Annotated in this window: 23 protein-coding genes and 1 pseudogene; 13 read left to right on the top strand and 11 right to left on the bottom strand. The window is 69.0% G+C overall.

The annotated features are described in order from the left end of the window. Positions 1-224, bottom strand: a pseudogene (locus tag O9255_RS05700) (hypothetical protein); the annotation flags it as partial. A gap of 118 nt (positions 225-342) precedes the next feature. Between O9255_RS05700 and O9255_RS05705 the strand changes: the two are divergent. The 3 genes from O9255_RS05705 to O9255_RS05715 all read left to right on the top strand — a co-directional run bounded on the left by O9255_RS05705 (position 343) and on the right by O9255_RS05715 (position 4641). Beyond that, positions 343-1896, top strand: a complete 1554-nt coding sequence (locus O9255_RS05705; protein ID WP_297865885.1) for a protein adenylyltransferase SelO — start codon at positions 343-345, stop codon at positions 1894-1896. An 82-nt stretch (positions 1897-1978) separates the two neighbouring features. Beyond that, positions 1979-2872, top strand: coding sequence for an acyltransferase (locus O9255_RS05710; RefSeq protein ID WP_297865886.1), 894 nt, complete (start codon positions 1979-1981; stop codon positions 2870-2872). A gap of 68 nt (positions 2873-2940) precedes the next feature. Next, positions 2941-4641: a M28 family metallopeptidase gene (locus tag O9255_RS05715; protein WP_297865887.1), complete on the top strand. Its 1701-nt coding sequence runs from the start codon at positions 2941-2943 to the stop codon at positions 4639-4641. 62 nt (positions 4642-4703) lie between these two features. On the opposite strand, the gene O9255_RS05720 is transcribed toward O9255_RS05715, so the two are convergent. Beyond that, the gene (locus O9255_RS05720) at positions 4704-6842 is read right to left on the bottom strand and encodes a S9 family peptidase (RefSeq protein WP_297865888.1); all 2139 of its coding nucleotides are present in this window, start codon (positions 6840-6842) and stop codon (positions 4704-4706) included. A gap of 141 nt (positions 6843-6983) precedes the next feature. Between O9255_RS05720 and O9255_RS05725 the strand changes: the two genes are divergently transcribed. Further along, a complete protein-coding gene (locus O9255_RS05725) occupies positions 6984-7703 on the top strand; it encodes a pseudouridine synthase (RefSeq protein WP_297865889.1) in 720 nt (239 codons plus the stop codon). Positions 7704-7731: 28 nt separating this feature from the next. Here the strand turns inward: O9255_RS05725 and O9255_RS05730 are convergent, their stop codons facing one another. From O9255_RS05730 to O9255_RS05745, 4 genes are all read right to left on the bottom strand, one after another. Beyond that, positions 7732-8109: a hypothetical protein gene (locus O9255_RS05730; RefSeq protein ID WP_297865890.1), complete on the bottom strand. Its 378-nt coding sequence runs from the start codon at positions 8107-8109 to the stop codon at positions 7732-7734. Beyond that, entirely contained in the window at positions 8102-8443 is a 342-nt protein-coding gene (locus O9255_RS05735; RefSeq protein WP_297865891.1) for a hypothetical protein, read from the bottom strand. Before O9255_RS05735 ends, O9255_RS05730 begins: the two co-directional genes overlap by 8 nt. Positions 8444-8484: 41 nt before the next feature. Further along, positions 8485-9132 (bottom strand): hypothetical protein, encoded by a 648-nt coding sequence (locus tag O9255_RS05740; protein ID WP_297865892.1) that lies wholly within the window; start codon positions 9130-9132, stop codon positions 8485-8487. Positions 9133-9212: 80 nt separating this feature from the next. Continuing rightward, complete coding sequence (locus tag O9255_RS05745; RefSeq protein WP_297865893.1) at positions 9213-9617, bottom strand: hypothetical protein; 405 nt, start codon at positions 9615-9617, stop codon at positions 9213-9215. Between the two features lie 254 nt (positions 9618-9871). On the opposite strand from O9255_RS05745, the gene O9255_RS05750 reads away from it, so the two are divergent. The 4 genes from O9255_RS05750 to O9255_RS05765 all read left to right on the top strand — a co-directional run bounded on the left by O9255_RS05750 (position 9872) and on the right by O9255_RS05765 (position 13718). Beyond that, positions 9872-10081 (top strand): cold-shock protein, encoded by a 210-nt coding sequence (locus O9255_RS05750; RefSeq protein ID WP_297865894.1) that lies wholly within the window; start codon positions 9872-9874, stop codon positions 10079-10081. 74 nt (positions 10082-10155) lie between these two features. Continuing rightward, positions 10156-10638: a peptidylprolyl isomerase gene (locus O9255_RS05755; protein WP_297865895.1), complete on the top strand. Its 483-nt coding sequence runs from the start codon at positions 10156-10158 to the stop codon at positions 10636-10638. Between the two features lie 142 nt (positions 10639-10780). Further along, the gene (locus O9255_RS05760; RefSeq protein ID WP_297865896.1) at positions 10781-13069 is read left to right on the top strand and encodes a TonB-dependent receptor; all 2289 of its coding nucleotides are present in this window, start codon (positions 10781-10783) and stop codon (positions 13067-13069) included. 166 nt (positions 13070-13235) lie between these two features. Next, positions 13236-13718 carry a glutathione peroxidase gene (locus tag O9255_RS05765; RefSeq protein ID WP_297865897.1) on the top strand — a complete coding sequence of 161 codons (483 nt, stop codon included), beginning with the start codon at positions 13236-13238 and terminating at the stop codon, positions 13716-13718. A 22-nt stretch (positions 13719-13740) separates the two neighbouring features. Here O9255_RS05765 and O9255_RS05770 read toward each other — a convergent pair whose 3' ends face one another. The 3 genes from O9255_RS05770 to O9255_RS05780 form a co-directional block, all read right to left on the bottom strand. Next, positions 13741-14367, bottom strand: coding sequence for a heme-binding protein (locus O9255_RS05770; RefSeq protein ID WP_297865898.1), 627 nt, complete (start codon positions 14365-14367; stop codon positions 13741-13743). A gap of 81 nt (positions 14368-14448) precedes the next feature. Further along, positions 14449-15390 carry a hypothetical protein gene (locus tag O9255_RS05775; protein WP_297865899.1) on the bottom strand — a complete coding sequence of 314 codons (942 nt, stop codon included), beginning with the start codon at positions 15388-15390 and terminating at the stop codon, positions 14449-14451. Positions 15391-15397: 7 nt separating this feature from the next. Next, positions 15398-16177 carry a ferredoxin--NADP reductase gene (locus tag O9255_RS05780; RefSeq protein WP_297865900.1) on the bottom strand — a complete coding sequence of 260 codons (780 nt, stop codon included), beginning with the start codon at positions 16175-16177 and terminating at the stop codon, positions 15398-15400. Between the two features lie 401 nt (positions 16178-16578). Here O9255_RS05780 and O9255_RS05785 point away from each other — a divergent pair, with 401 nt between their 5' ends. From O9255_RS05785 to O9255_RS05805, 5 genes are all read left to right on the top strand, one after another. Next, entirely contained in the window at positions 16579-16788 is a 210-nt protein-coding gene (locus O9255_RS05785) for a cold-shock protein (protein WP_297865901.1), read from the top strand. Between the two features lie 96 nt (positions 16789-16884). Continuing rightward, a complete protein-coding gene (locus O9255_RS05790; protein WP_297865902.1) occupies positions 16885-17520 on the top strand; it encodes a glutathione S-transferase family protein in 636 nt (211 codons plus the stop codon). After that, positions 17517-17930 (top strand): hypothetical protein, encoded by a 414-nt coding sequence (locus O9255_RS05795; protein WP_297865903.1) that lies wholly within the window; start codon positions 17517-17519, stop codon positions 17928-17930. Before O9255_RS05790 ends, O9255_RS05795 begins: the two co-directional genes overlap by 4 nt. Positions 17931-17978: 48 nt before the next feature. Further along, the gene (locus O9255_RS05800; protein WP_297865904.1) at positions 17979-19502 is read left to right on the top strand and encodes a fumarate hydratase; all 1524 of its coding nucleotides are present in this window, start codon (positions 17979-17981) and stop codon (positions 19500-19502) included. Beyond that, the gene (locus O9255_RS05805; protein WP_297865905.1) at positions 19499-19888 is read left to right on the top strand and encodes a hypothetical protein; all 390 of its coding nucleotides are present in this window, start codon (positions 19499-19501) and stop codon (positions 19886-19888) included. Before O9255_RS05800 ends, O9255_RS05805 begins: the two co-directional genes overlap by 4 nt. Positions 19889-19898: 10 nt before the next feature. Here the strand turns inward: O9255_RS05805 and O9255_RS05810 are convergent, their stop codons facing one another. Next, positions 19899-20675: a DUF4197 domain-containing protein gene (locus tag O9255_RS05810; protein WP_297865906.1), complete on the bottom strand. Its 777-nt coding sequence runs from the start codon at positions 20673-20675 to the stop codon at positions 19899-19901. Between the two features lie 42 nt (positions 20676-20717). Beyond that, on the bottom strand, positions 20718-22859 hold the full coding sequence (locus O9255_RS05815; RefSeq protein WP_297865907.1) for a TonB-dependent receptor: 2142 nt from the start codon (positions 22857-22859) through the stop codon (positions 20718-20720). Positions 22860-22987: the final 128 nt, after the last annotated feature.

The following is a 22987-nucleotide window of genomic DNA, read 5'->3' on the forward strand; positions in this document are numbered from 1 at the left end:
TGGCCGAGGAGCGCAGCGATGAACACCGGCGGGATGCCGCGGATGCCGAACAGCACCAGCGCCGCGAAGGTCACCGCTGTTGGCGGAAACCAGAGGCTGGCGAACGGCGCGTACTCGAGCAGGCGGGCGGCCGCGAAGGCCGCCAGCCAGAGCGGTACCGTCGCCCACAGCCATGCCGACCGCCCGTGGCGGATCGGAAGTGGACGGGGCGGCGTGGCATCCAAGGCGGCGTGGCTCGAGCAAGCGAAGGCACGAGTCTACGGCCGCGGCCTGCAGCGTTGCGCGCCTTGCGGCACCGGGGACGCCCTTCATTCGTAAACTGATGAAAACTTCGGAGTCGTGATGCGCATTGAAACCGCCCGAATGGTGAGCGAGCTGCCCGGCGAGGCCGAGCCGCGCCCCGGGACCCGCGACGTGCGCGGCATGGCCTGGTCGGCGACGGTGCCCACGCCCGTCTCGGCCCCCCGGCTGCTCGCGTTCCCGCCGACGATGGCCGAGGAGCTCGGGCTCGACGCGGCGACGCTGGGCTCGCCGTCGTTCCTCGACCTCATGGCCGGTAACGCCGTTCCATCGGGCGCGACAACGGTCGCTACCAACTACGGTGGACACCAGTTCGGGCATTGGGCCGGCCAGCTCGGCGATGGCCGTGCCTTGCTGCTGGGCGAGGCGGCCGGGCGCGGTGGGAGGCGCTGGGAAATCCAGCTGAAGGGCGCCGGGCCGACGCCTTATTCGCGCCGTGCCGATGGGCGCGCGGTGTTGCGTTCCAGCCTGCGCGAGTACGTCGCTTCCGAAGCGATGCACGCGCTGGGCGTGCCGACCACGCGCGTGCTCAGCCTGGTGGCGACCGGCGACGCCGTGGTGCGCGACATCCTCTATGCCGGCGACCCGAAGCCGGAGCCCGGCGCCATCGTCTGCCGCGTGGCCCCGAGCTTCCTGCGCTTTGGCCACTACGAATTGCCGGCCTCGCGCGGCGAGCGCGATCTGCTCGAACGCCTCGTCGATCACACCATTGCGAGCCACTTCCCCCAGCTCATCGGGCCGAACGCGCGCGCCGACTGGTTCGCCGAGGTGGCGCGGCGCACCGGCGTGCTGATGGCCCACTGGATGCGCGTGGGCTTCGTGCACGGCGTGATGAACACCGACAACCTGAGCGTGCTCGGCCTCACCATCGACTATGGGCCGTTCGGCTTCCTCGACGACGCCGACCCGCACTGGACGCCCAACACCACCGACCTCCCGGGCCGGCGCTGCCGCTATGCCGCGCAGCCGCAGGTCGCGCACTGGAACCTCTCGGCCCTGGCCTCGGCGCTGGCGCCGCTGTTCCCCGACGCCGAGCCGCTGACGGCGGGCATGAACGCCTACGTCGAAGCCTTCCAGTCGGCGCAGGCGCAGATGTGGGCCGACAAGCTGGGCTTGGCCGAGTGGCGCGACGACGACGCGGCGCTGGTGTCGGGCCTGTTCGGCGCGCTGCAGGCGGCGGAGGTCGATTTCACGATCTTCTTCCGGACGCTCGCTGCCCTCGAAGCCGCCGCCGTCGTCGATCCGGTGGCAGCGCTCGCGCCGGCGCTTTACGACCGAGCCAAGGCCGAACGCGAAGCTGCGACGCTTGGCGACTGGCTGGCCCGCTACGCCGCGCGTCTCGCGACCGATCCGCAACCCGCTGAAGCCCGGCGCGCCCGGATGGATGCCGCGAATCCCTGGGTCGTGCCGCGCAACTGGCTACTGCAGCAGGCCATCGACGCGGCCGAGCAGGGCGATACCGCCGAGCTGCACGCCCTGCTCGAGGTGCTGCAGCGGCCCTACGACGCGCAGCCCGGCGCCGAGCGCTTCGCGGCCCGCCGCCCGGACTGGGCCAAGGACCGCCCCGGCTGCTCCGCACTGAGCTGCAGTTCCTGAATCGACCTCCCGAGGGCGTCGCGCTCACGCCGGTTCACCCGGCCCGGCCTAAACTGCACAGGTGTCCCGAAACCCTCCGCCCATGCGCTTCGCCCCGATCACTTGGCTTCGTGCCGCCGCCGCTGGCGTGCTGGTCGCCATCAACACCGTCCTCCATGCCACGCCGATCCTCGCGCTGGCCGTCGCCAAGGGCATGCTGCCCTTCAAGCGCGCGCGTGCCGCGGTGTCGCGCTGGATGCCGGCCTTCGGCGAGAGCTGGATCGCCGTCAATGGCTGGGCCATCGCCACCTTCACCCCGACGCGCTGGGTCATCACCGGCGACGCCGCCTTCAGCCGCGCGCGCCGATACCTCGTGCTCAGCAACCACCAGAGCTGGGTCGATATTCCGGTGCTGCAGAAGGTGTTGAACCGCCGCATCCCGTTCCAGCGCTTCTTCCTGAAGGATTCGCTGAAGTGGGTGCCTGTGCTCGGCCTCGCGTGGTGGGCGCTGGATTTCCCCTTCATGAAGCGCGCCAGCAAGTCGCAGATCCAGAAGAACCCCGAGCTCGCGCGCCGCGACCTCGAAACCGCGCGCGCGGCCTGCGCCAAGTTCCGCGAGATCCCGGTGTCGGTGATGAACTTCGTCGAGGGCACGCGCGCCAACGCGAAGAAGCTGGCGCAGAGCAGCTACCGGCACCTGTTGAAGCCGAAATCCGGCGGCGTGGCGCAGGTGCTGAACTCGATGGGCGAACTGCTCGACGGCATCGTCGACGTCACCATCGTTTATCCGCAGGGGCGTCCGAGCATCGTCGACCTGTTCGCCGGCAAGGTGCGCGAGATCCGCGTCGATCTGCGCCTGCGTGAGGTGCCGCAGGATCTCATCGGCGGCGATTACGAGAACGACCGCGACTACCGCATCCGCTTCCAGCACTGGCTCAACGCCCTGTGGGAAGAGAAGGACGCGCGCATCGACGCGCTGCTCGCCCAGCCGGCCTGAGTCGCCCGCGTCTGCGGCTTGCGCCTTCCGGTAGGCTCGGGGATTCCCGATCCCGCCGTGGAGTGCCGATGTCCCCGAGCCGTCTTCCTGTCTTGTCGCCACTGGCTGTTGGCCTGGCGACGGCCCTTCTGCTGAGTGCCTGCACGCCGCGCGAGGAGGCCGCCGCACAGGCGGCCGACCCGCTGCCCGAGGCCTCCGCGCCGGCCATCCGCGCCCATGTCGAGTTCCTCGCCGACGACCTGCTGGAAGGCCGTCTCTCCGGAACGCGCGGTTACGACATCGCCGCCGGCTACGTGGCCAGCGAGTTCGCACAGATCGGCCTGCGCCCCGGTGCCGCCGAGGGGTCGTGGATGCAGCCGGTCGCGCTGGTGGAATCGCTCTCGCTGCTGCCGGCCTCGCGGCTGGTGCTGCGCCCGGCGACCGGTCCCGCCGTCACGATGGCGCCGGGCAAGGACTTCCTGCCGGTCGCCAGCCTCGACCAGGCCAAGGTGCTGGCCGAAGCCCCGATGGTCTTCGCCGGCTTCGGCGTCTCGGCCCCGGACCACGGGCATGACGACCTCGCCGGCATCGACGTGAAGGGCAAGGTGGTCGTGGTGTTCAGCGGTGCGCCCTCGAAGTTCCCGCCGGAAGTGCGCGCGCATTACTCGGCCGGGCTCACCAAGACGCAGGCGCTGGTCGATCGCGGCGCGGTCGGCATCCTGCAGATCCAGACCCGCGACGACCAGCAGCGCACGCCGTGGGAACGCCTCGTGCAGCAGAGCTGGCGCTCGCGGATGGCCTGGGCGAACGACGAGGGCGTGCCGAATGGCGCGTGGCCGCAGTTGGCGATCCGGGCCTCGATCAGCCCGGACAGCGCCGCGGCGCTATTTGCCGGCGCGCCAAAGACGCTCGACGACACCTATGCGGCGGCGGAAGCCGGCACCCCGCAGGCCTTCGAGCTGCCGCTCACCGTCGAGCAGGAGCGCCACTCGATGATCCGCCAGCGCCAGAGCGCGAACGTCGTCGGCGTGCTCGAAGGCACGGACCCGGCCTTGAAGAACGAATACGTCGTGATCTCGGCGCACCTCGACCACGTGGGCAAGGGCGCGCCGATTGGTGGCGACGCCATCTACAACGGCGCCTTCGACAACGCCTCGGGCATCGCGGTGATGCTCGAGGCCGCGCGGCTGCTCGCGTCCGGGCCGGTGAAGCCGCGGCGCAGCGTGATCTTCCTCGCCGTCACGGCGGAGGAATCCGGCCTGCAGGGGGCGGATTACTTCGTGCAGCACCCGACCGTGCCGCGCGAGGCCATCGTCGCCAACATCAACATCGACATGCCGGTGGCGCTGGCACCGCTGGCCGACATCACGGCCTTCGGTGCGGAGAACTCGACGCTGGGTGCGGTGGTGGAGCGTGCGGCCGCGGCGGAAGGCGTGGCGGTGACGCCCGACTCGAAGCCGGAGGAAGTGATCTTCGTCCGCAGCGACCAGTACGCCTTCGTGCGCGCCGGCATCCCAGCGCTCTATATCGACGAGGGCATGCGCTCGACCGATCCGACGCAGGACCAGGCGGCGCGCGTCGAGGCCTTCCGCAAGGAGCGCTACCACCAGCCGGGCGACGACCTCTCGCAGGCCATCGACTGGCCCTCGCTGGCCATGCTGGCGCGGCTCAACGCGCGGGTGATCAACGAGGTCGCCAACGACGACTCCCGGCCCTCGTGGCATCCCGGCAATTTCTTCGGTGAGACCTTCGCGAAGCCGGCGGAGGCCACGCCGGCACCCACGCCCTGACGGCGGGGAATGAAAAAGGCCCGGCATTGCCGGGCCTCTTCGTCGAGCCTGAACCGACACGCTCAATTCGCTGGCGCGGATTCCCAGCGATCCAGCCACTGGTCCAGTTCGCGGTAGAAGGTGCGGCTGTTCTCGCCCTTCAGGATCCAGTGGTTCTCGTCCGGGAACACCACCAATCGGCTCTCGATGCCGCGGCGCTGCAGCAGCGACCAGTATTCCAGCGTGTTGTTGAGCGGCACGCGGAAGTCCTGTTCGCCGATGGTCACCAGCACCGGGGTCTGGAAGCTGGCGGCCTTGAGCATCGGGTTCTGCGACACCCACACGCCACCGCGCTCCCACACCGGGCCGCCGGCGTTCTGCTCGCGGCCGAAGATCACGTCGGAGGTGCCCCACTGGGCTTCCGAATTGACGAGGCCGGCGTGGCTGACGAGGCAGCGGTAGCGCGTGGTCGTGCCCTGCAGCCAGTTCGAGAGATGCCCGCCGTAGCTGGCGCCGCCGGCGCACTGGCGGCTGCCATCGATGAAGCCGAAGCGCTCGATGGCGACGTCGGCGGCCTGGTTGATCTCATTGGCCGGGCCCTCGAACGGGTCGCCCTGGATGCCCTGCGCGAACGCGGTGCCGAAGCCGGTCGAGCCGGTGTAGTTCGTCAGCAGCACCACGCGCTCGGTGCCGGCGATCAGGTGGTAGTTCCAGCGGGTGAAGAAGCTATCGCGCCACATGATGTGCGGGCCGCCGTGGATCAGCACGAACAGCGGGTACTTCTTGGCCGGGTCGAAGCCGGCCGGCTTCACCAGCAGGTTGTGGATGCGTGCGCCGCGCTCGCTCTCGAACCAGAAGGTCTCGGCGGGCGCGAGGTCGAGCGTCGCGGCTTGCGCGCTGTTGAACGCCGAAATCGCGCGATGGCCGCCGCGCGAGTTGATGCGCACGACTTCCGGCGGATTCACCGCGCTGTCGAAGTTCGCCACCAGCACGCCGCGAGCGGCGTCGGCCACCTGCAGGCCGGTGTACACGCCACGGTCCATTTCGAACGCGCGGCGGGCTTGCGTGTCGCCGATGCGGGCGGTGAACAGCTTCTCGTGGCCCGCCTCTTCGGCGGTCATCCACACCGTGCGGCTGTCGGCATCGATGCCGAAGCTCGATACGGCGAGGTCGCCGGGGAGGGTGATCGTCGGGCCGGCCTTGGCCGCCGGCCACGAGAACGTGGCGAGGTGCGTGGGCTGGTAGACCTTCGCGCCGCGCGGCGTGAGCTGCGCCACCAGCGTTTTTCCATCGGCGCTGAACTGCGGACGGCCATGGCTGTCCTGCGCCTCCAACGTGCCGTTGCCGGTGAGTCGTTCCGCTTCACCCCCGGTGGCGGGTACGCGGTAAAGGTCGGTATGCGTGTTGGCGAAGGCGGCGCGGTGGCGGTTCACCGTGGCCGCGAACACCACGCTCTGCCCGTCCGGCGTCCAGGTGGCGTCGATCTCCTCGCCGGTCTCGGTGAAGCGGCCACCGAAACCCGGCTCCTTCACCAGCGCCGAAGCGGCGAGCAGGTCCTTGGCCTCGCCACCGCTTGTCGGCACCACGAAGATCCGCTGTTGGCGGTCGTCGAGCCAGCGGTCCCAGTTGCGGATCGGGAAGCCGGTGTAGATGCGGACGTTGTCCTTGCGCGCCTTGCGCTCGGCGGCGATGCGCACGTTGTCGGCATCGTTCATCGTGCCGGGGAACACCGTGCTGATGAACAGGATCCGCGAGCCGTCCGGCGAGAACTGCGGCGTGCGTGCACCGGTCGAGATCGACGTCACGCGGCGCGGCTCGCCACCCTGGGCCAGGTCGATCACGTAGACCTGCGGCGCGGTGTCGCCTTCGCGCTGCACGGTGTAGGCCAGCTGCGAGCCGTCCGGGCTGAACACCGGGCTGGCTTCCGCCGCCTTGCTGAAGGTGAGCTGGCGTGGCTGGCCTTTGCCGTCGGTGGGCAGCAACCAGAGGTCGGCGCTTTGCTGCGCCGGGTCGTAGGCGGGCTGGGTGGCGACCACCGCGGCGTAGCGGCCGTCATGCGACAGCGCCGGCGGCGACAGGCGGGCGAAGCCCCAGAGGTCTTCGTGGGTGATCGGTCGGCCCGCCGCGGCGGCGACGGCGCTGGCGGCTGCGGCCGCGAGGGCGAGCAGGGCGGTGGTCGCGCGGGTGGCGCGGGGCAGGGCGAGGCGACGCAGCAGGCTCATGCGGGGTCCCGTGGGTTGGCGAGCCGCCGAGGATCGCCGAAATCCCCGCGCCGCGCGTAGGCCTGAAGTGAGGGGCCGGGTTCAGGTGCCCGGCCCGGCCGGGGGGTATCCTGCGCGCCCTTTCCCTTTCGGCACGCAGCGATGCGCCTGAACAAATACCTCTCCGAGGCGGGCTACTGCTCGCGCCGCGAAGCCGACCGCCTCATCGGCGAAGGCCGCGTCACCATCAACGGCATCCGCGCCCGCGTCGGCGCCGAACTGGGCGAGGGCGACAAAGTCGCCGTCGATGGCCAGAACGTCGCGCAGCGCGCCGCCGGTGCCGCGAACAAACGCCGCCACGTCTACATCGCGTACCACAAGCCCGTCGGCGTCACCTGCACGACCGAGGCCGATGTGGCCGGCAACATCGTCGAGGCCATCGGCCACGAGCAGCGCATCTTCCCGATCGGCCGCCTCGACAAGGACAGCGAAGGCCTGATCCTGCTGACCAGCAACGGCGACATCGTCAACGAGATCCTGCGCGCCGAGAACAGCAAGGAGAAGGAGTACCTGGTCGGCGTCAACAAGGACGTCACCTTGGAATTCCTGCGTGGCATGGCCCGCGGCGGCATCGCCATGCACGGCCAGACCACGCTGCCCTGCAAGGTCTCGAAGATCGGCCCGGTCGGTTTCCGCATCGTGCTGACGCAGGGCCTGAACAGGCAGATCCGCCTGATGTGCACGCACTTCGGCTACCGCGTGAAGCGTCTGTTCCGCAGCCGAATCGTCAATATCCAGATGGGCCACCTGAAGCCGGGCCAGTGGCGCAACCTCACCGACGCCGAACTGCGCGGGCTGTTGCCGAACCGCACGGAGTGGTGAGGCGGCGGCCCGAGGGCCGCCGCTCTGCTCAAGTCAGCGCCGGCAGCACGAAGGCGAACAGCGCGCCGGTGATCGTGGCGAGCACCGAAAACACGTAGAGCCCGTTCGACCAGCGGCGCAGCCTCGTGCAGGCACGGGCCAGCGCCGGATCGGCCGGGCAAGGCGCCGAACGCGCCCGCCAAAGCAGCATGCCGGCGATGGCGAGCGCGAGCGCCGCCACGCCTAACACCAGGCCTTTGCGCTCCGAGAGCCAGATGAGCTGCGGAACGGCGGTGACCAGCCCGGCGAGGGTGGCCCCCGCGCCGAGGCTCACCATCACCGCCGGCAGCACGCAGCAGACCAGCGTGCCCGAGCTGGCCAGCAGGGCACCGAAGGCGCCCCACAGGCCCTGCTTCAACTCATTCACCGCTGACCTCGGCCTTGATGGCGGCGACCGTGGCGTCGGTGCGCTGGATGCCCACCACGGTGTAGCCCGCGTCGGTGAGCAGCTTCGTCGCCGTGGCATCGGCGATGTCCTGCCCGTCCTTGAGGCCCACGGCGACCAGCTTGTTCTCGAGGCTGATGAACACCTCGGCGGTGGCGGCGTCCTTCTTGAACGCACGGGTGATGCCGTCGGCGCAGAACGCACAGACGAGGCCGTTGACTTCGATGCGGAGGCTGCGGGCGTCGAGCGTCGGAGCCGCGAACGTGGCAGCGAGCACGAGCGCCGCGGCGGCGAGGGAGAGGAAGGAGCGGATCATGGGAAAGTCCTTTGGAATTTGTGGGTATCGAAGGGCGGGGTTCAGAGATTGACCATCACGTTGGCGAGCGGTCGGCCATCGGCGTCGGCGCCCACTTCCAGCCACCAGCGGGTGGTGAAGAAGCGCAGCACCGCGACGGGCTTGATGTCGTCGTCGATGGCGTTCGTGGTGCGCATGCCCTTCAGCACCACCCAGGTCGCGACCCGGTCGATGTCGTGCTCGTAGGGTGCCCAGCCGATCGCGGCGGTGTCGAATCGGTGCGACCAGCCGTCGCCTTCGTGCAGTTCGGTGACCAGCGAGGTGTAGATCCGCCGTGTCTCGTAGTCGAGCTGCAGGCCGACGTGCCGCGCCAGCCCGTCGCCGAGCGCGGTGCGGCCTTGGCCAACTCCGCCCCAGACGAAGGCGTTGGCCTGCGCGGCGGGCAGGTTCCAACGATGCAGCAGACGCGAGGCACGGACATAGCCCAGTTCGAGCTCGTTGGTGCGCTCGAGGCCGTCGGCGCGGACGCCGCCGACGGACGCCGACCATCGGAAGCTGGGCGAGTAGGTGTAGCTGAAGCGGTCGACGTCCGGCTCGTGCTCGACCATCAGCATGTGCCCACCGGCGTAGGAAATCGGGCGGGCGAGAGAGGGCGAGGCGAGGACGACGCCGGCGAGGGCCATCAGGCCCACGGAAAGAATGCGTGGCATGGGAACTCCGTGCGGCAGGCGGGGACGCCTGCGTTGCAGGTCCGTCGCGCAGCGGGCGCGACGGTGCGGCGCGAACGGGTTCAGCCGATGGGCGGGCGAAGCGGGGACTGCGCGGTCCAGCGGAGGGCGGGCAGGATCGGCGTCGCGCTGGGACCGGCAGCCAGCAGATGCTCGCTCGTGAGCACGAGCAAAGGCGTCACGCCGAGCGCTTGGGCGCACGCCCAGCGGCAGGATTCACCGAGCGCCGAATCACTGCAGCAATCGGCCGCTGTGGCCGGGTCGGCGTCCGCCACCGCGGCCGCCAGCGCGTGGCAGGGCGGCAGCGTGGTTGCGGCTTCGGTCGCCACGGGGGCTGGCGTGTCGCCATTCGACCCCACCACCGGTGAGGCATGCATCGCGACGGCCACGCTGGCCTGCAGCAGGACCGCCATCGCGAGAAGCGCATGCAGGGCGAAGCGCAGCAGGGGCGGGCAAGCGAAAGGCATCGAGGCTCCAGTCTAGCCGGGGTGGGACTCCGCCTGAACCGCGAAGTTCCCCTCCCAGACAAAAAAGTTGGCTTTCGTCAAGAAAAGGTTTAAGGTCGGCCTCGCTGAGCTTGCCGGGTCACGGTGAATTGTGTCCCGATGCGGTAGATCGATGATCCGCTACATCGCCCTTGTGTTGCCTCCCAGCAGACAGCCGCCGGTCCCAAAACCGGTGAAAACCTCAAAACATCGAATCTGTTCCTAGGAGACAACTCATGTCCGATCGTCAGACCGGCACCGTCAAGTGGTTCAACGACGCCAAGGGCTTCGGCTTCATCTCGCGCGAAGGCGGCGAAGACCTGTTCGTGCACTTCCGCTCGATCCAGGGCTCGGGCTTCAAGACGCTGAAAGAAGGCCAGAAGGTCAGCTTCACCGTCGTGAAGGGCCCGAAGGGCCTGCAGGCCGACGCCGTCCAGGCGCTCTGAGCCGCACCCACGCGTTTGCGTGACGAACCCCGGGCTTGCGCCCGGGGTTTTTCATTTCTGAAGGAGAATCCCCGATGCAGATCGCTGAGCGCACCGTCGCTTCCTTCCACTACACGCTGACCAGCCCCGAAGGCCAGGTCATCGACAGCTCCCGCGGCCGTGAGCCGCTGCCCTACCTCCACGGCGTTGGCCAGATCGTGCCGGGCCTCGAGAAGGCCATGGCCGGCCGCGTCGCTGGCGACAGCTTCCAGGTCGTCGTTCCGGCCGCCGAAGGCTACGGCGAGAGCAACCCCGAGATGATGCAGGCCGTGCCGCGCGCCGCCTTCCCACAGGACGTCGAGATCCAGCCGGGCATGCAGTTCGAGGCCAACGGCCCGATGGGCCCGATCACGGTGGTGGTGAAGTCGGTCGATGCCGACACCGTCACCATCGACGCCAACCACCCGCTCGCCGGCATGCCGCTGCATTTCGACATCGAGATCGTCGAAGTCCGCGAGGCCTCGGTCGAGGAAGTGCTGCACGGCCACGTGCACGGCGCCGGCGGGCACGACCACTGAGCCCTGCGGGGCCGCGGCATTCGAGCCGCGGCTCCAGCACAGCCGAGTTAAACTTCCGTTACCCCGCGCTCGGCGCGGGGTTTTGCGTTTCCCGGCCAGGACGGCCCCGAATCCCACTCCCTTTCGTCTCCAAGGAACCGAGATGCGCCGCACCCAGACCACCCGTTTGAACCGTCACGCGCTGGCCCTCGCCATCGCCCTGACCCTGCCGGCCCTCGCGTCGGCGCAAGATGCCGCCCCCGCGGACGCCAACACCGACGCCACGACGCTGGACACCATCACGGTGACCGCCACCCGTCGCGCCGAGAACGCCCAGCAGGTGCCCATCGCGGTCAGCGCGGTCGACGGCGAGAAGCTGGACGCGATCCGCTCCGGTGGCGACGACATCCGCTTCCTCGCGGCCCGCTCGCCCAGCCTCAACGTCGAATCCTCGTTCGGCCGCGTGTTCCCGCGCTTCTACCTGCGCGGCCTCGGCAACACCGACTTCGACCTGAACGCCTCGCAGCCGGTGTCGCTGGTGTACGACGACGTCGTGCTCGAGAACGTCACGCTGAAGGGCTTCCCGGTGTTCGACGTCGACCGCATCGAAGTGCTGCGCGGCCCGCAGGGCACGCTGTTCGGCCGCAACACGCCGGCCGGCCTCGTGAAGTTCGACTCGGTGCGCCCGGACTTCGAGACCTCCGGCTACGGCCGTCTCTCGTACGGTGAGTACGACACGATGAACGCCGAAGCCGCCATCGGCGGCGGCCTCACCGAGACGCTCGCCGGCCGCGCTTCGGCGCTGTACCAGCGCCGCGGTGACTGGGTGGACAACACCTTCGCCGGCACGCGTCGCGACAATGCGGTCGAGGGTTACGAAGACATGGCCTTCCGCGGCCAGGTGCTGCTGCAGGCCAGCGAGGACTTCGAAGCCCTCCTCAGCGTGCAGATGCGTGACCTCAAGGGCACGGCCCGCCTGTTCCGCGCCAACATCCTCGGCGCCGACGGCCGCCTGGTGCCGGGTTTCGACCCGGAGAAGGTGTCGATCGACGCGCTGAACCAGCAGGAGCTGGACACCGACGGCGCTTCGCTGCGCATGAGCTGGAACCTCGGTTCGGCGACGCTGTTCTCGATCACCAGCCTGAACCACGGCGAGCTCGCCTCGCGCGGCGACATCGACGGTGGCTTCGGCGCGGTGTTCCTGCCGAGCGGCGGCGGCCCCGGCCTGATTGCGTTCCCGGCGGAGTCGGGCGACGCGGCCGAGGTCAAGCAGGCCACGCAGGAACTGCGCCTGGCCTCGAACGGCGACAACGCCATCGACTGGCAGGCCGGCCTGTACTGGTTCAAGGACCAGGCCGACATCGAGAGCATCAGCTACGACACGCTGGGCGGCGGCACCATCAACGCCCTCGCCACGCAGCGCCAGGACAATACCGCGTGGGCGGCCTTCGGCTCGGTGGACTGGGCCGTGAGCGAGACCTTCGTGCTGCGCGCCGGCCTGCGCTACACCGAGGACGAGAAGGACTTCACCGCCCGCCGCGTCTTCGGCGCCTTCGGTGCGCCGGCGATCGCGCCGATCACCGTGAAGCCGTCGGACGAGAACGTGAGCTGGGACCTCGCCGGTACGTGGACGGTGGCTGATGACGTGAACCTCTACGCCCGCGTGGCGAAGGGCTTCCGCGCGCCGTCGATCCAGGGCCGCCTCGCCTTCGCGAACGCGGCGCTGCCGGCCAACCAGCTGGTCACCGTCGCCGATTCGGAAGAAGTGCTGTCGTACGAAGTCGGCATGAAGGTGGCGCTGTTCGACAACCGCGCCCGCCTGAACCTCGCCGCGTTCAACGCGACCGTCGACAACCAGCAGCTCACCGCCGTGGGCGGCACCGCCAACTTCAACAGCCTGCTCAATGCCGACGAGTCGTCGCTGCGCGGCTTTGAAGCCGACCTCGAGGCCTACCTGACCGACCAGCTGCTGGTCACCTTCGGCACCGGCTACAACCGCACCGAGATCAAGGACGCGAACCTGACGACGGCGATCTGCGGCAACCCGCTGGGCTGCCTCGTCACCGACCCGACGGTGGTCGTGGGCGGCGCCACGCTGGCCCGCATCAACGGCAACCCGCTGCCGCAGGCGCCGGAGTGGACGACCAACCTGACCGCCCGCTACGGCATCCCGCTGTCGGACGACTCGGAGCTCTACGTCTACACCGACTGGGCCTACCGCAGCGAAGTGAACTTCTTCCTGTACGAGTCGACGGTGTTCACCGGCGCCCCGCTGCTCACCGGCGGCGTGCGCGTGGGTTACAGCTGGGGCCTCGGCCAGTACGAAGTGGCTGCGTTCGGTCGCAACATCCTCAACGAGATCGAGGCGGTCGGCGGCATCGACTTCAACAACCGCACCGGCTTCATCAACGAGCCGCGCACGTGGGGCGTGGAGTTCAAGGCGAGCTTCTGATCCCGCGCCGCGCGAGCGGCGAGATCGTGGCAACGGCGACGGCCCGGTGACCCCGGGCCGTTTCCTTTTGCGCGCCGGTGCGGAAAGGCGGGGTGGATGGCCGTCTTCTCGCGCCGCCGAGGCGAGGCACGCTAGTCTTCACCTCCCCATCCCGGAGCCCGCGCCCATGACCACCGCCTTCGACTTCAAGGCCATCGACATCGACGGCAAGGAACGCTCGCTCGACGAGTTCAAGGGCAAGGCCGTGCTGGTGGTGAACACCGCCAGCAAGTGCGGCTTCACCCCGCAGTACACCGGGCTCGAGCAGCTCTGGAAGGACTACGGCGACAAGGGTCTCGTGGTGCTGGGCTTTCCGTGCGACCAGTTCGGCCACCAGGAGCCGGGCAACGAGGCGGAGATCAAGAACTTCTGCTCGCTGACCTACGACGTGAGCTTCCCGATGTTCAAGAAGATCGACGTCAATGGCCCGAAGGCACACCCGTTGTTCAACTGGCTGAAGAGCGAGAAATCGGGCTTCCTCGGCACCGAGGGCATCAAGTGGAACTTCACCAAGTTCCTCGTCGGCCGCGACGGGCAGGTGCTGAAGCGCTTCGCGCCCACCGACAAGCCCGAGAGCCTGCGCAAGGACATCGAGAAGGCGCTGGGCTGAGCCCAAGCCCCGCGGCGGTGCTTTACTCCCTCCGCTGCACCGGCACCAGGATTTCGTTGCGGCGCATCGGGCCCGGCACCCAGGGCGCGTCGTACTGCGCGGACTGGGGTTCCGCGGCGGCGATCCAGCCGGCCTCGGCCAGCTCGCGTTCGAGCAGGCGCAGGTTCTCGGCGTAGCGGATCGGGTTCCATCGCCCGCTGAAGCGGATGGCCGCCACGTTCCGCGACGGCACGTCGACGATACGGATGCGCGGATCGCGCGGCAGCGGCAGGGTCTCGGCGGTGTAGCGGGCCGGCATCACGAAGCCCACCACCCAGCCCTGCGGCGAGTCCGATTGCGTGACCGGCGCGGTCATGCCGATGCGTTCGCCTTCGCGCTCCTGCGTGACCGGCGCGGTCATGCCGATGCGCTCGCGCCGCGTGTTGTTGCCGAAGATGTAGTCGGCCAGCGGCTGGAATCCGAGGCTTCCGGCGCGGCCGAAGTCCTCGGTGGCCACCACCACTTCGGCGACCAGCATCGGCGCGTACTCGCGCACTTCGACGCCGGCATCCATCGACTCGACCACGGTGTAGGCGGGTTCTTCCGCACGCGATTTGGCGGGCATCAGCGCCGCGGCGAGCGCGGAAAGGAGGAGCAGGGCGGAACGCATCGGGGCACGGCTCGGCGGGATCAACGGAGAGAGCCCCACATTGAGGCCCATGCTGTCGCCGCCGCGTGGTGGCGCCGTGCTTCAGCGAGGACGGGCCTCCCGGCGCGTGCGCAGCAGCCCCGCGAGTGCACCGAGGGCGCCGAATGCGATACCCGCGAGGAGCAGCACCACGGTCCCCGCGAGCATCAGGGCAGGCAGGCCGCCATCGCCCATCAGGTAGGCGAGCGCCACCCCGAGCACGCCGATCCCCGCACCCAAGACGAGGGTGATCGGCAGGACGGCCAGCGCGGCCCAGGCATCCCCCGACCAGGCCAGCGTGGTTTCCGCCCGACGTCGTCGCCACGCGTAGCCCAGAGCGACGTTGGCGCCGACCAGCAGCGCCAACAGCGGCGACCATTGGGCGGTCGCGAACATGCCGGAACCGAGGGTGTCGTGCAGCAGGCCCGGTAACGCGCCGCTCACCAGGTCAATGCCGAACGCGAGGACGGTGCCGAAGATCGCGGCGCCAGCCCAGGCGTGGCGCGAAGGCGTGGCCGGCATGGGGGTCGTGCCCGGCTTCAGCACCAGTGCGGCGCCCACGGAGGCACCGAGCGCGGCGACAGCGACGTGCAGCAGGGACATGGCGACGCCGACGACGGCGAAGCCGATCGGGGACTGCAGGGCGGGGATAAAGCTGTAGGCCAGGGCGGAGACGAGGCTCACCGCGACCCAGGCGCCGAAGGCTGCCAGCAGGCCGGTGGCCGCAGCGGCGCCATGCCCGTGGCCAATGCGCTCAGGCGCCCGTCGCTGCCGACGCGTCGCGACAACGAAGACGAGGACGGCCATCAGCGCCGCGCCGAGCAGGCTCTGGCCGACGAGGCCCGGGAGCAGGTCGCGCAGCACGTCGGGCATCGCGCTGTCGCCCATGTAGCGGCCGAGCGTGATACCGGTGTTGACCAGGCTCGCGGCGAAGGACCCCGCGACCGCCCACAGCGCGGCGGCCAACGGAAAGGCAAAGGTGTCCCGTGGGGAGGACTGGGGCATCAGGGGCTCATTTCTCGACGAAGGCGCGCTCGAACACGTAGTGGCCCGGCTGGCCGATCTTCGGCGAGGCCACGAGACCGCGCTCGTCGAGCAGCTTCCGGAAGTCCGCGAGCATCTGCGGGCTGCCGCAGATCATCGCCCGGTCGGTCGCGGGGTTGATTTCCGGCAGGCCGAGGTCGCGTTGCATGGTGCCGTTGGCCATCAGGTCGGTGATGCGGCCGTGGTGCTTGAACCCTTCGCGGCTGACGGCGGGGTAGTACAGCAGCTTCTCTCGGATCTGTTCGCCGAGGTACTCGTGCTGCGGCAGCTCGCGCTCGATGTAGTCGCGGTAGGCGAGGTCGTCGGCGTTGCGCACGCCGTGGGTGACGATGACCTTGTCGAAGCGCTCGTAGGTGGCCGGGTCACGGATCACCGACAGGAAGGGCGCGAGGCCGGTGCCGGTGGCCAGCAGATAGAGGTTACCGCCCGGATGCACATCGCTGATCAGCAGGGTGCCGGTGGGCTTGCGCGACAGCAGCAGGGTGTCGCCGGGCTTGATGTGCTGCAGGCGGGACGTGAGCGGCCCGTTCTGCACCTTGATGGAGAAGAACTCCAGGTGCTCGTCCCAGTTCGGGCTGGCGATCGAGTAGGCGCGCATCAGCGGCTTGCCGTCGACCTCGAGGCCGATCATCACGAACTGTCCGTTCTCGAAGCGGAAGCCGTCGTCGCGCGTGCAGGTGAAGCTGAAGTAGGCGTCGGTCCAGTGGCGGACGTCGAGGATGGTTTCGGAGATGAAGGCGCTGGACATGCCGGAGAGCATCGACGGGAAGCCGCCATTGTCGCATCCGGGGACGCGCCGACGTGGATTGCCGTCATGCGGGAGCGGGTGGGGCGGGCCGCCCTGCGGGTTTTCCCCGATGGCTGTTTGCGGAAATCCGCGCGTTTTCCTGCTGCATCGCAACAGCCGATGTCCTGGGTTCAGCCCCGGAGGCCCGTTTTCGCGAACTGGGTCACGGCTTCACGGGGCCTTACTTTTCGTTCAGGCACGGGTTACTGTAAGGCCGCTGCTGCGCTTGGGTCACCGTTCATCGTGACCAGGTGTGCTGATCCGACCGATCCGCTGCATCGACGCAACGATTCCCCGGGCAAGCAGTCTTGGCGCGATGCCTGCGCCGTTCATAACCAGCCAATGTTCGAGGACGCATAGCAATGTCGGATCGTCAGTTCGGGACCGTGAAGTGGTTCAACGATGCCAAGGGCTTCGGCTTCATCACGCCGGAGAACGGCCAGGACGTGTTTGTCCACTTCCGTTCCATCATGGGTAACGGCTTCAAGACCCTCAAGGAAGGTCAGCGCGTGAGCTTCAAGGTCGTCGCCGGCCAGAAGGGCATGCAGGCCGATGAGGTGCAGGTGGCCTGAGCCGCCTGCTCGGAATCTGCCGAAGAACCCCGGGACCATCCCGGGGTTTTTTCACCCTCGAGGGCGCACACTGTACGCACGCCCTTGGAGATCACGATGGACTTGCTTTACTTCGCGCCCGGCAGCGCCAGTCTTTGCGTGCACTGGATGCTGCTGGACATCGGACGCCCACCCGAACTGCGTCGCGTCGACCTCGCCGCTGGCGAGCAGCGCGGTGCCGAGTACCTCAAGCTCAATCCTGCTGGCGTCGTGCCGACCCTCGTCCTCGATGGCGCCGCCTACAACGAGTCGGGTGCGTTGCTGCTGATGCTTGCCGACCGGTATCCGGACGCCGGCCTCATGCCGCCGCCCGGTACCGCAGCGCGCAACGCCGCCTACCAGTGGCTGCTGCTGATGGCCAATGGCCTGCAGCCGCCTTTCCGGACGTGGTTCTACCCGCACGAGCCTGCGGGCGAAGCGGCCAGCGACGCTGCGAAAGCCGCGGCGGGCCAGCGCATCGGGGCCTTCTTCGACCGCGTGGAGGCCCATCTCGCCGCCAACGGCCCCTACCTGCTGGGCGATCGGGTTTCCGCGCCCGATTTCTTCCTCGCCATGCTGTGCCGCTGGTCGCGCAACATGCCGAAGCCGGCCACCGAGTGGCCCGCTCTGCGCGGCTTCATCGATCGCATGCGCGCACGCCCGAGCTTCAAGCTGCTTTGCGAGCGCGAAGCCCTGACGGAGTGGCTTGCGTGACTGGCGTGACGCCGATGCAGGCCATCGCGGGCCTCGAGCCCGCGGACCTGCGTTGGCGCATCGACGTCGATGTACTCGTGGTGGAGTTCCGTGGGTGTCGGCACACCCCCGCCCATATGGCGGGCTGCTGGCGTGCCGTGCAGGGGCTCGCCGCCGAACGGGGCCTCGCCAAGGTGCTGGCCATCGACCTGATGGACGACGATCCGCTCACCGGCGAGCAGCGTGCGGCCTTCATCCGCCAGCTCGAGCTCGAGATCTTCGCCGGGCGCCGTTGGGCCTACGTCGCGCGCTCCGTGGACCGCGTCGGTGCGTACGAGGCCACCCAGCTCGACGCGCAGGAGCAGGGGCTGGACGTGCGGGTCTTCAGTTCGCTGGCCGAAGCCGAGCTCTGGGTGCGTTTCCCCGGCTGACTTAAACTGGCGGTCTGTCCCCAGTCCGCGGCACCGCGCCGCCACGCCATGACCGTCATCAAGCAGGACGACTTCATCCAGTCGATCGCCGACGCGCTGCAGTACATCAGCTACTACCACCCGGTCGACTACATCAAGGCTTTGGCGGCCGCCTACGAGAAGGAGGAAAGCCCCGCGGCCAAGGACGCGATGGCGCAGATCCTCATCAACTCGCGCATGTGCGCCGAAGGCCACCGCCCGATCTGCCAGGACACCGGCATCGTCACCGTCTTCCTTGAAATCGGCATGGACGTGCGCTGGGACGCCACGATGAGCGTCGAGGACATGTGCCACGAGGGCGTGCGCCGCGCCTACCACCACCCGGACAACAAGCTGCGCGCTTCCGTTTTGGCCGACCCGGCGGGCAAGCGCATCAACACCAAGGACAACACGCCTGGCGTCGTGAACATGAAGGTCGTGCCGGGCGACAAGGTCGACGTGATCGTCGCCGCGAAGGGCGGCGGTTCGGAGGCGAAGTCGAAGTTCGCGATGCTCAATCCGTCGGATTCGATCGTCGATTGGGTGCTGAAGACCGTGCCGACCATGGGTGCGGGCTGGTGCCCGCCGGGCATGCTGGGCATCGGCATCGGCGGCACCGCCGAGAAGGCCATGCTGCTCGCGAAAGAATCCTTGATGGAAGAAATCGACATTCAGGACCTGATCGCGCGCGGCCCGAGCAATCGCGCGGAAGAGCTGCGCATCGAGCTCTACGAGAAGGTGAACCGGCTGGGCATCGGCGCGCAGGGCCTTGGTGGCCTGACCACTGTGCTGGACGTCAAGATCAAGGACTACCCGACGCACGCGGCCAACCTGCCGGTGGCGATGATTCCGAACTGCGCGGCCACGCGACACGCGCACTTCACGCTGGATGGCAGCGGCCCGGTGATGCTGGAGCCGCCCTCGCTCGAGGACTGGCCGGAGCTGACCTACGACGCCTCGAAGGGCAAGCGCGTCAACCTCGATGCGATCACCAAGGAGGAGATCGCGAGCTGGACGCCCGGCGACGTGCTGCTGCTCAACGGCAAGCTGCTCACCGGTCGCGACGCGGCGCACAAGCGCATGGTCGACATGCTCAACAAGGGCGAGGCGCTGCCGGTCGACCTGCGCGGCAAGTTCATCTACTACGTCGGCCCGGTCGATCCGGTGCGCGATGAAGTCGTCGGCCCGGCCGGCCCCACCACCGCCACGCGCATGGACAAGTTCACCGGCCAGGTGCTCGAAGCGACCGGACTGTTCGGGATGGTCGGCAAGGCCGAGCGCGGCCCCGTGGCCATCGAAGCGATCAAAAACCACCAGAGCGCTTACTTGATGGCTGTGGGCGGCGCGGCCTACCTCGTGTCGAAGGCGATCAAGGCGGCCAAGGTCGTGGGCTTCGCCGACCTCGGCATGGAGGCGATCTACGAGTTCGAGGTGAAGGACATGCCGGTCACCGTGGCCGTGGATTCGCGCGGTGAATCCGTGCACACGACGGGACCGGCCGAGTGGAAGGGCCGCATCGCCAAGAGCCTCGGCATCCCGGTGGTCGTCGAGTGAGTGAGCGCGAGCCGTCGTCGCGTCTGCGGCGGCTGCTCGCGATCGATGCGGCGGGCGCGGCGCTCACCGCCGCGATCACGTTGGGGTTGCTGGCGAGCGGCGTCGTCCAGAGTGGCGTGCCGTCGGTCGTCTGGTGGGTGCTGGGTGGCGTCGCCGTCGGCATGGCCGCTGTCGGTGCGTTGGCGCTGTGGCGGCAGTCACCGCCCGTGCCCCGACTTCGAAAGCTCGCATTCGCGAACCTCGCTTATGCGCTCGCCTCACTGATCGCGGTCTGGGCATTCCGCGACACCGTGACGTTCATCGCCGCTGCCTATGTGATGGTCGAAGCACTCGTGCTGGTGATCCTCGCAAGCGTCGAGTGGCGCGAGTCCTCGCGCGTCGGCTGAGCAGCGCGATTCAGCCGAACACGCGTCGCAGCAGGTCGGTGTTGCGCGAGGCCGGGTTCGAACGGATCGCCTGCTCCTGCCCGCCGATGACGTGGAACAGGCCGTCGATGGACCGGTTCGTCACGTAGTCGTCGAGGTCTAGGGCCGAACGACCGTCGCGACCGCCGCCGCCGAGCAGCGCGCCCAGGGCGCCGCCACCGGCGCGTTCGCTGAAGGCCTTGTACTTCTCGGTGACGCCGACGCTGGCGGTCTGTCGCGCCACGATCGGGCGGAACGACGCGAACAGGGCTCCGCCGCTCGTGCGCTTGAAGTAATCGGTGGCTGAGGTGCCGCCACCGCGAACGATGCCGATGGCGTCCTGCACCGTCATGGCGCGCACGGCGTCGGCGAGGATGCCGGCCGCTGCAGGCACGGCTTTCTCGGCGGCACGGTTCATCGATTCCTCGAAGGCATCGACGCGCGCGCCTTGGCCGGCTTTGCGCGCGAGGTCGGCGAGCTGCTTCAGGCGATCCGGCACGAGGATCTTCACCGCTTGGTCGCGGAAGAAACCGTCCGGCCGGCCCAGTTGCCGCACCGAGCGGTCGACGCCCTGGGCGAGTGCTTCCTTGATGCCGCCGGCAGCGTCCGACGATGTCAGGGCCCCCGCGCTGCCGCGCGAACCGCCAATGCGTTGCAGGGCGCGCTCGAGGCCGGACTGCGCAAGCAGCGATGGCGCCGCCACGAGAGCGGGAACACCGACGAGCAGCGCGGCGATCAGTTCGCGGCGGCGGGCGGATGGCGGACGCATGGCGGGGCTCCGGCAAGGGGAGCCCCGAGCATACGCCGGGGCTTACCAGCCGTAGCGCAGGCCGGCGACGATCTGCCGCGGGTTGCCGAACAGCAGGCCGCGCGTGCGGTCGACGATGTACTCGCGGTCGGTGAGATTCTTCACCGCGACGTAGCCGCTCCAGGCGCTTCCGTCCGGCTCGTAGTTCAGGGTGGCGTTCCAGGTGGCGTAGCCGTCGAGCTGGCCGAACTGTCCGTCGCCGTTCACGGCCGGGTGGCGCGTGTTGGCGAAGTCGGCCCACTGGCGGCCGATCTGCTGGACTTCCATCGAGCCGTCCCAAGCGCCACGCACGTAGCCGACGCGGAAGGTGGTGGTGAGGTCCGGGGCGTAGGGCAGGCGGTTGCCGGCGACGCTGCCGTTGGCGGCGGCGCCGGTGTCGACGCGGCGTAGCACCGTGCTCTGTTCGGCCGTGGGCAGCCAGGTGATGGCCAGGTTGGCGTAGAACTCGCCGCTACGGCGCTGCAGCGCGCCGCGATTCATGCCGGCCGCGAATTCGAAGCCCGCGTACTCGGTTTCGCCCTGCGCCAGCGGCGTGCTGCCGCCGGCGATCGAGCCCACCACGACCTGGTTGGCGAAGTCGGTTCGGAACACGGTGGCCTCGACGTCGATGCCCTGCCAGCGCGTGCGCAGGCCGAGTTCGAGGTTCAGGCTGTCCTCGGCGCCCACGGCGACGCTGGTGCCGTTGCCCGCGATCAAGTCTTCGACGCGCGGCGGGGCGAAGCCTTCATGCGCCGAGGCGAACAGCACGACGGCGTCGCTGACGATCCAGTTCGCGCCCAGACCCCAGGTGGTTTCGGCGATGTCTTCTGCCCCACCGAGGCCGCCGGGCAGGCGGTTCTGGCGAGCGAACGCGATGTCTTCGCGACGCACGCTCGGGGTCAATTGCACGGTGCCGAGATCGAAGGTGGTGGTGGCGAAGGCGGCCAGTGCTTCGGCGGTGCGCAGGTTGTTCTCGACGAGGGTGCCGGTGCGCGCGGCGGGCGCCGTGCCGTTCACCTGGAAGCGGATCTGGTCCTCCTCGTGCCAGCGCAGGCCGGCCTCGCTGCTGCCGGACGTCCCGAACAGGCTGGTGTCCCAGCTCAGGCGCGTGTCGACGCCCCAGGTGTAGTAGCGGCGAAGTCGGCCCTGCGCGGAGTTGCACAGCGCTGGATTCACGCGCTCGCCGCGCAGGCGGGCATCGCGGAACGCGGTGCCGCACTGCGTGTCGGTGGTCGTGCTGGACTGGCGCCACCAGTCGCGGACGAACTCGGTGTAGTAGGCCGAAGTCAGCAGTTGCAGGCCCTCGCGCGGGGTCCAGGCGTGGCTGGCCGAGAGCGCGCCGTGTTCGATGTCGAACAGGTCGTTCTCGAACGGGTAGTACTCGGCGCCGAAGTTGCGGTACTCGGCTTCCGTGAGGCCGGAGTAGCCGACCTCGGAGGCTTCACGGAGCGTGTTCGCCCGGAAGGTGAGGGCGTGCTGCTCGCTCACCTGCCACTGGTACTTGGCGAACAGGTCGGTCTGTTCCAGCGCGGTGTTGTCGCGGGCGCCATTGCCCTGCTTGTGGCCGAGGTCGACCAGCAGCCCCTGGCCGCCCACACTGGCATGCAGCGCGCGGTAGTCCCGCGTGCCGGCCGACACCTCCACGTGGCCCGCGGCGTCCTCCGGCGGGTCGGGCGTGATGTAGTTGATCGCGCCGGTGATGGTCTGCGGGCCGAAACGCAGCAGGCCGGCACCCTTCAGGACCTCGATGCGGTCGTAGCGCTGTATCGGCGCGTGGTAGTAGCTGGCGTTGTCGCCATAAGGCGCATACATCGCCGGCAGGCCGTCCTCGAGGATCAGCACCTTGGTCGAGCGCGTCGGGTTGCTGCCGCGGATGCCGATGTTCGGGCGCAGGCCGAAGCCTTCCTCGTCGCGGACGGTCACGCCGGGCACCTTGCGCAGCGCCTCGTTCACGGTGAGCGCGCGGGCCGAGACCAGCACGCTCTGGTCGAGCGTGGTGGCGCTCCCCTCCGCCGTTTCCGGGGCAGGCAGTCGGCCCACCACCTCGATGGTCGCCAAAGTGCGCTTGGTGTTCGCCGGTTCGGGGGCTGGAGCGGGCGCAGCGAGGCCGGGAAGGGGGGCGAGGCCAAGGGCGAGGGCGAGCGAGAGCGGGGTGCGGCGGGTCATGGTCCGGACGAGTTGCAAATGCGAATGGTTATTATGCGGAAATGATTCCGTTTCGTCATCCCTGCGCCTTCGCGGCGCAAAACCGTGGCGGCCATCGTATTTCCGTCTTGAGGCCCGTGCTAGCCTCG

It is taken from the genome of Silanimonas sp., from assembly GCF_027530345.1.
Lineage (GTDB): Bacteria > Pseudomonadota > Gammaproteobacteria > Xanthomonadales > Xanthomonadaceae > Silanimonas.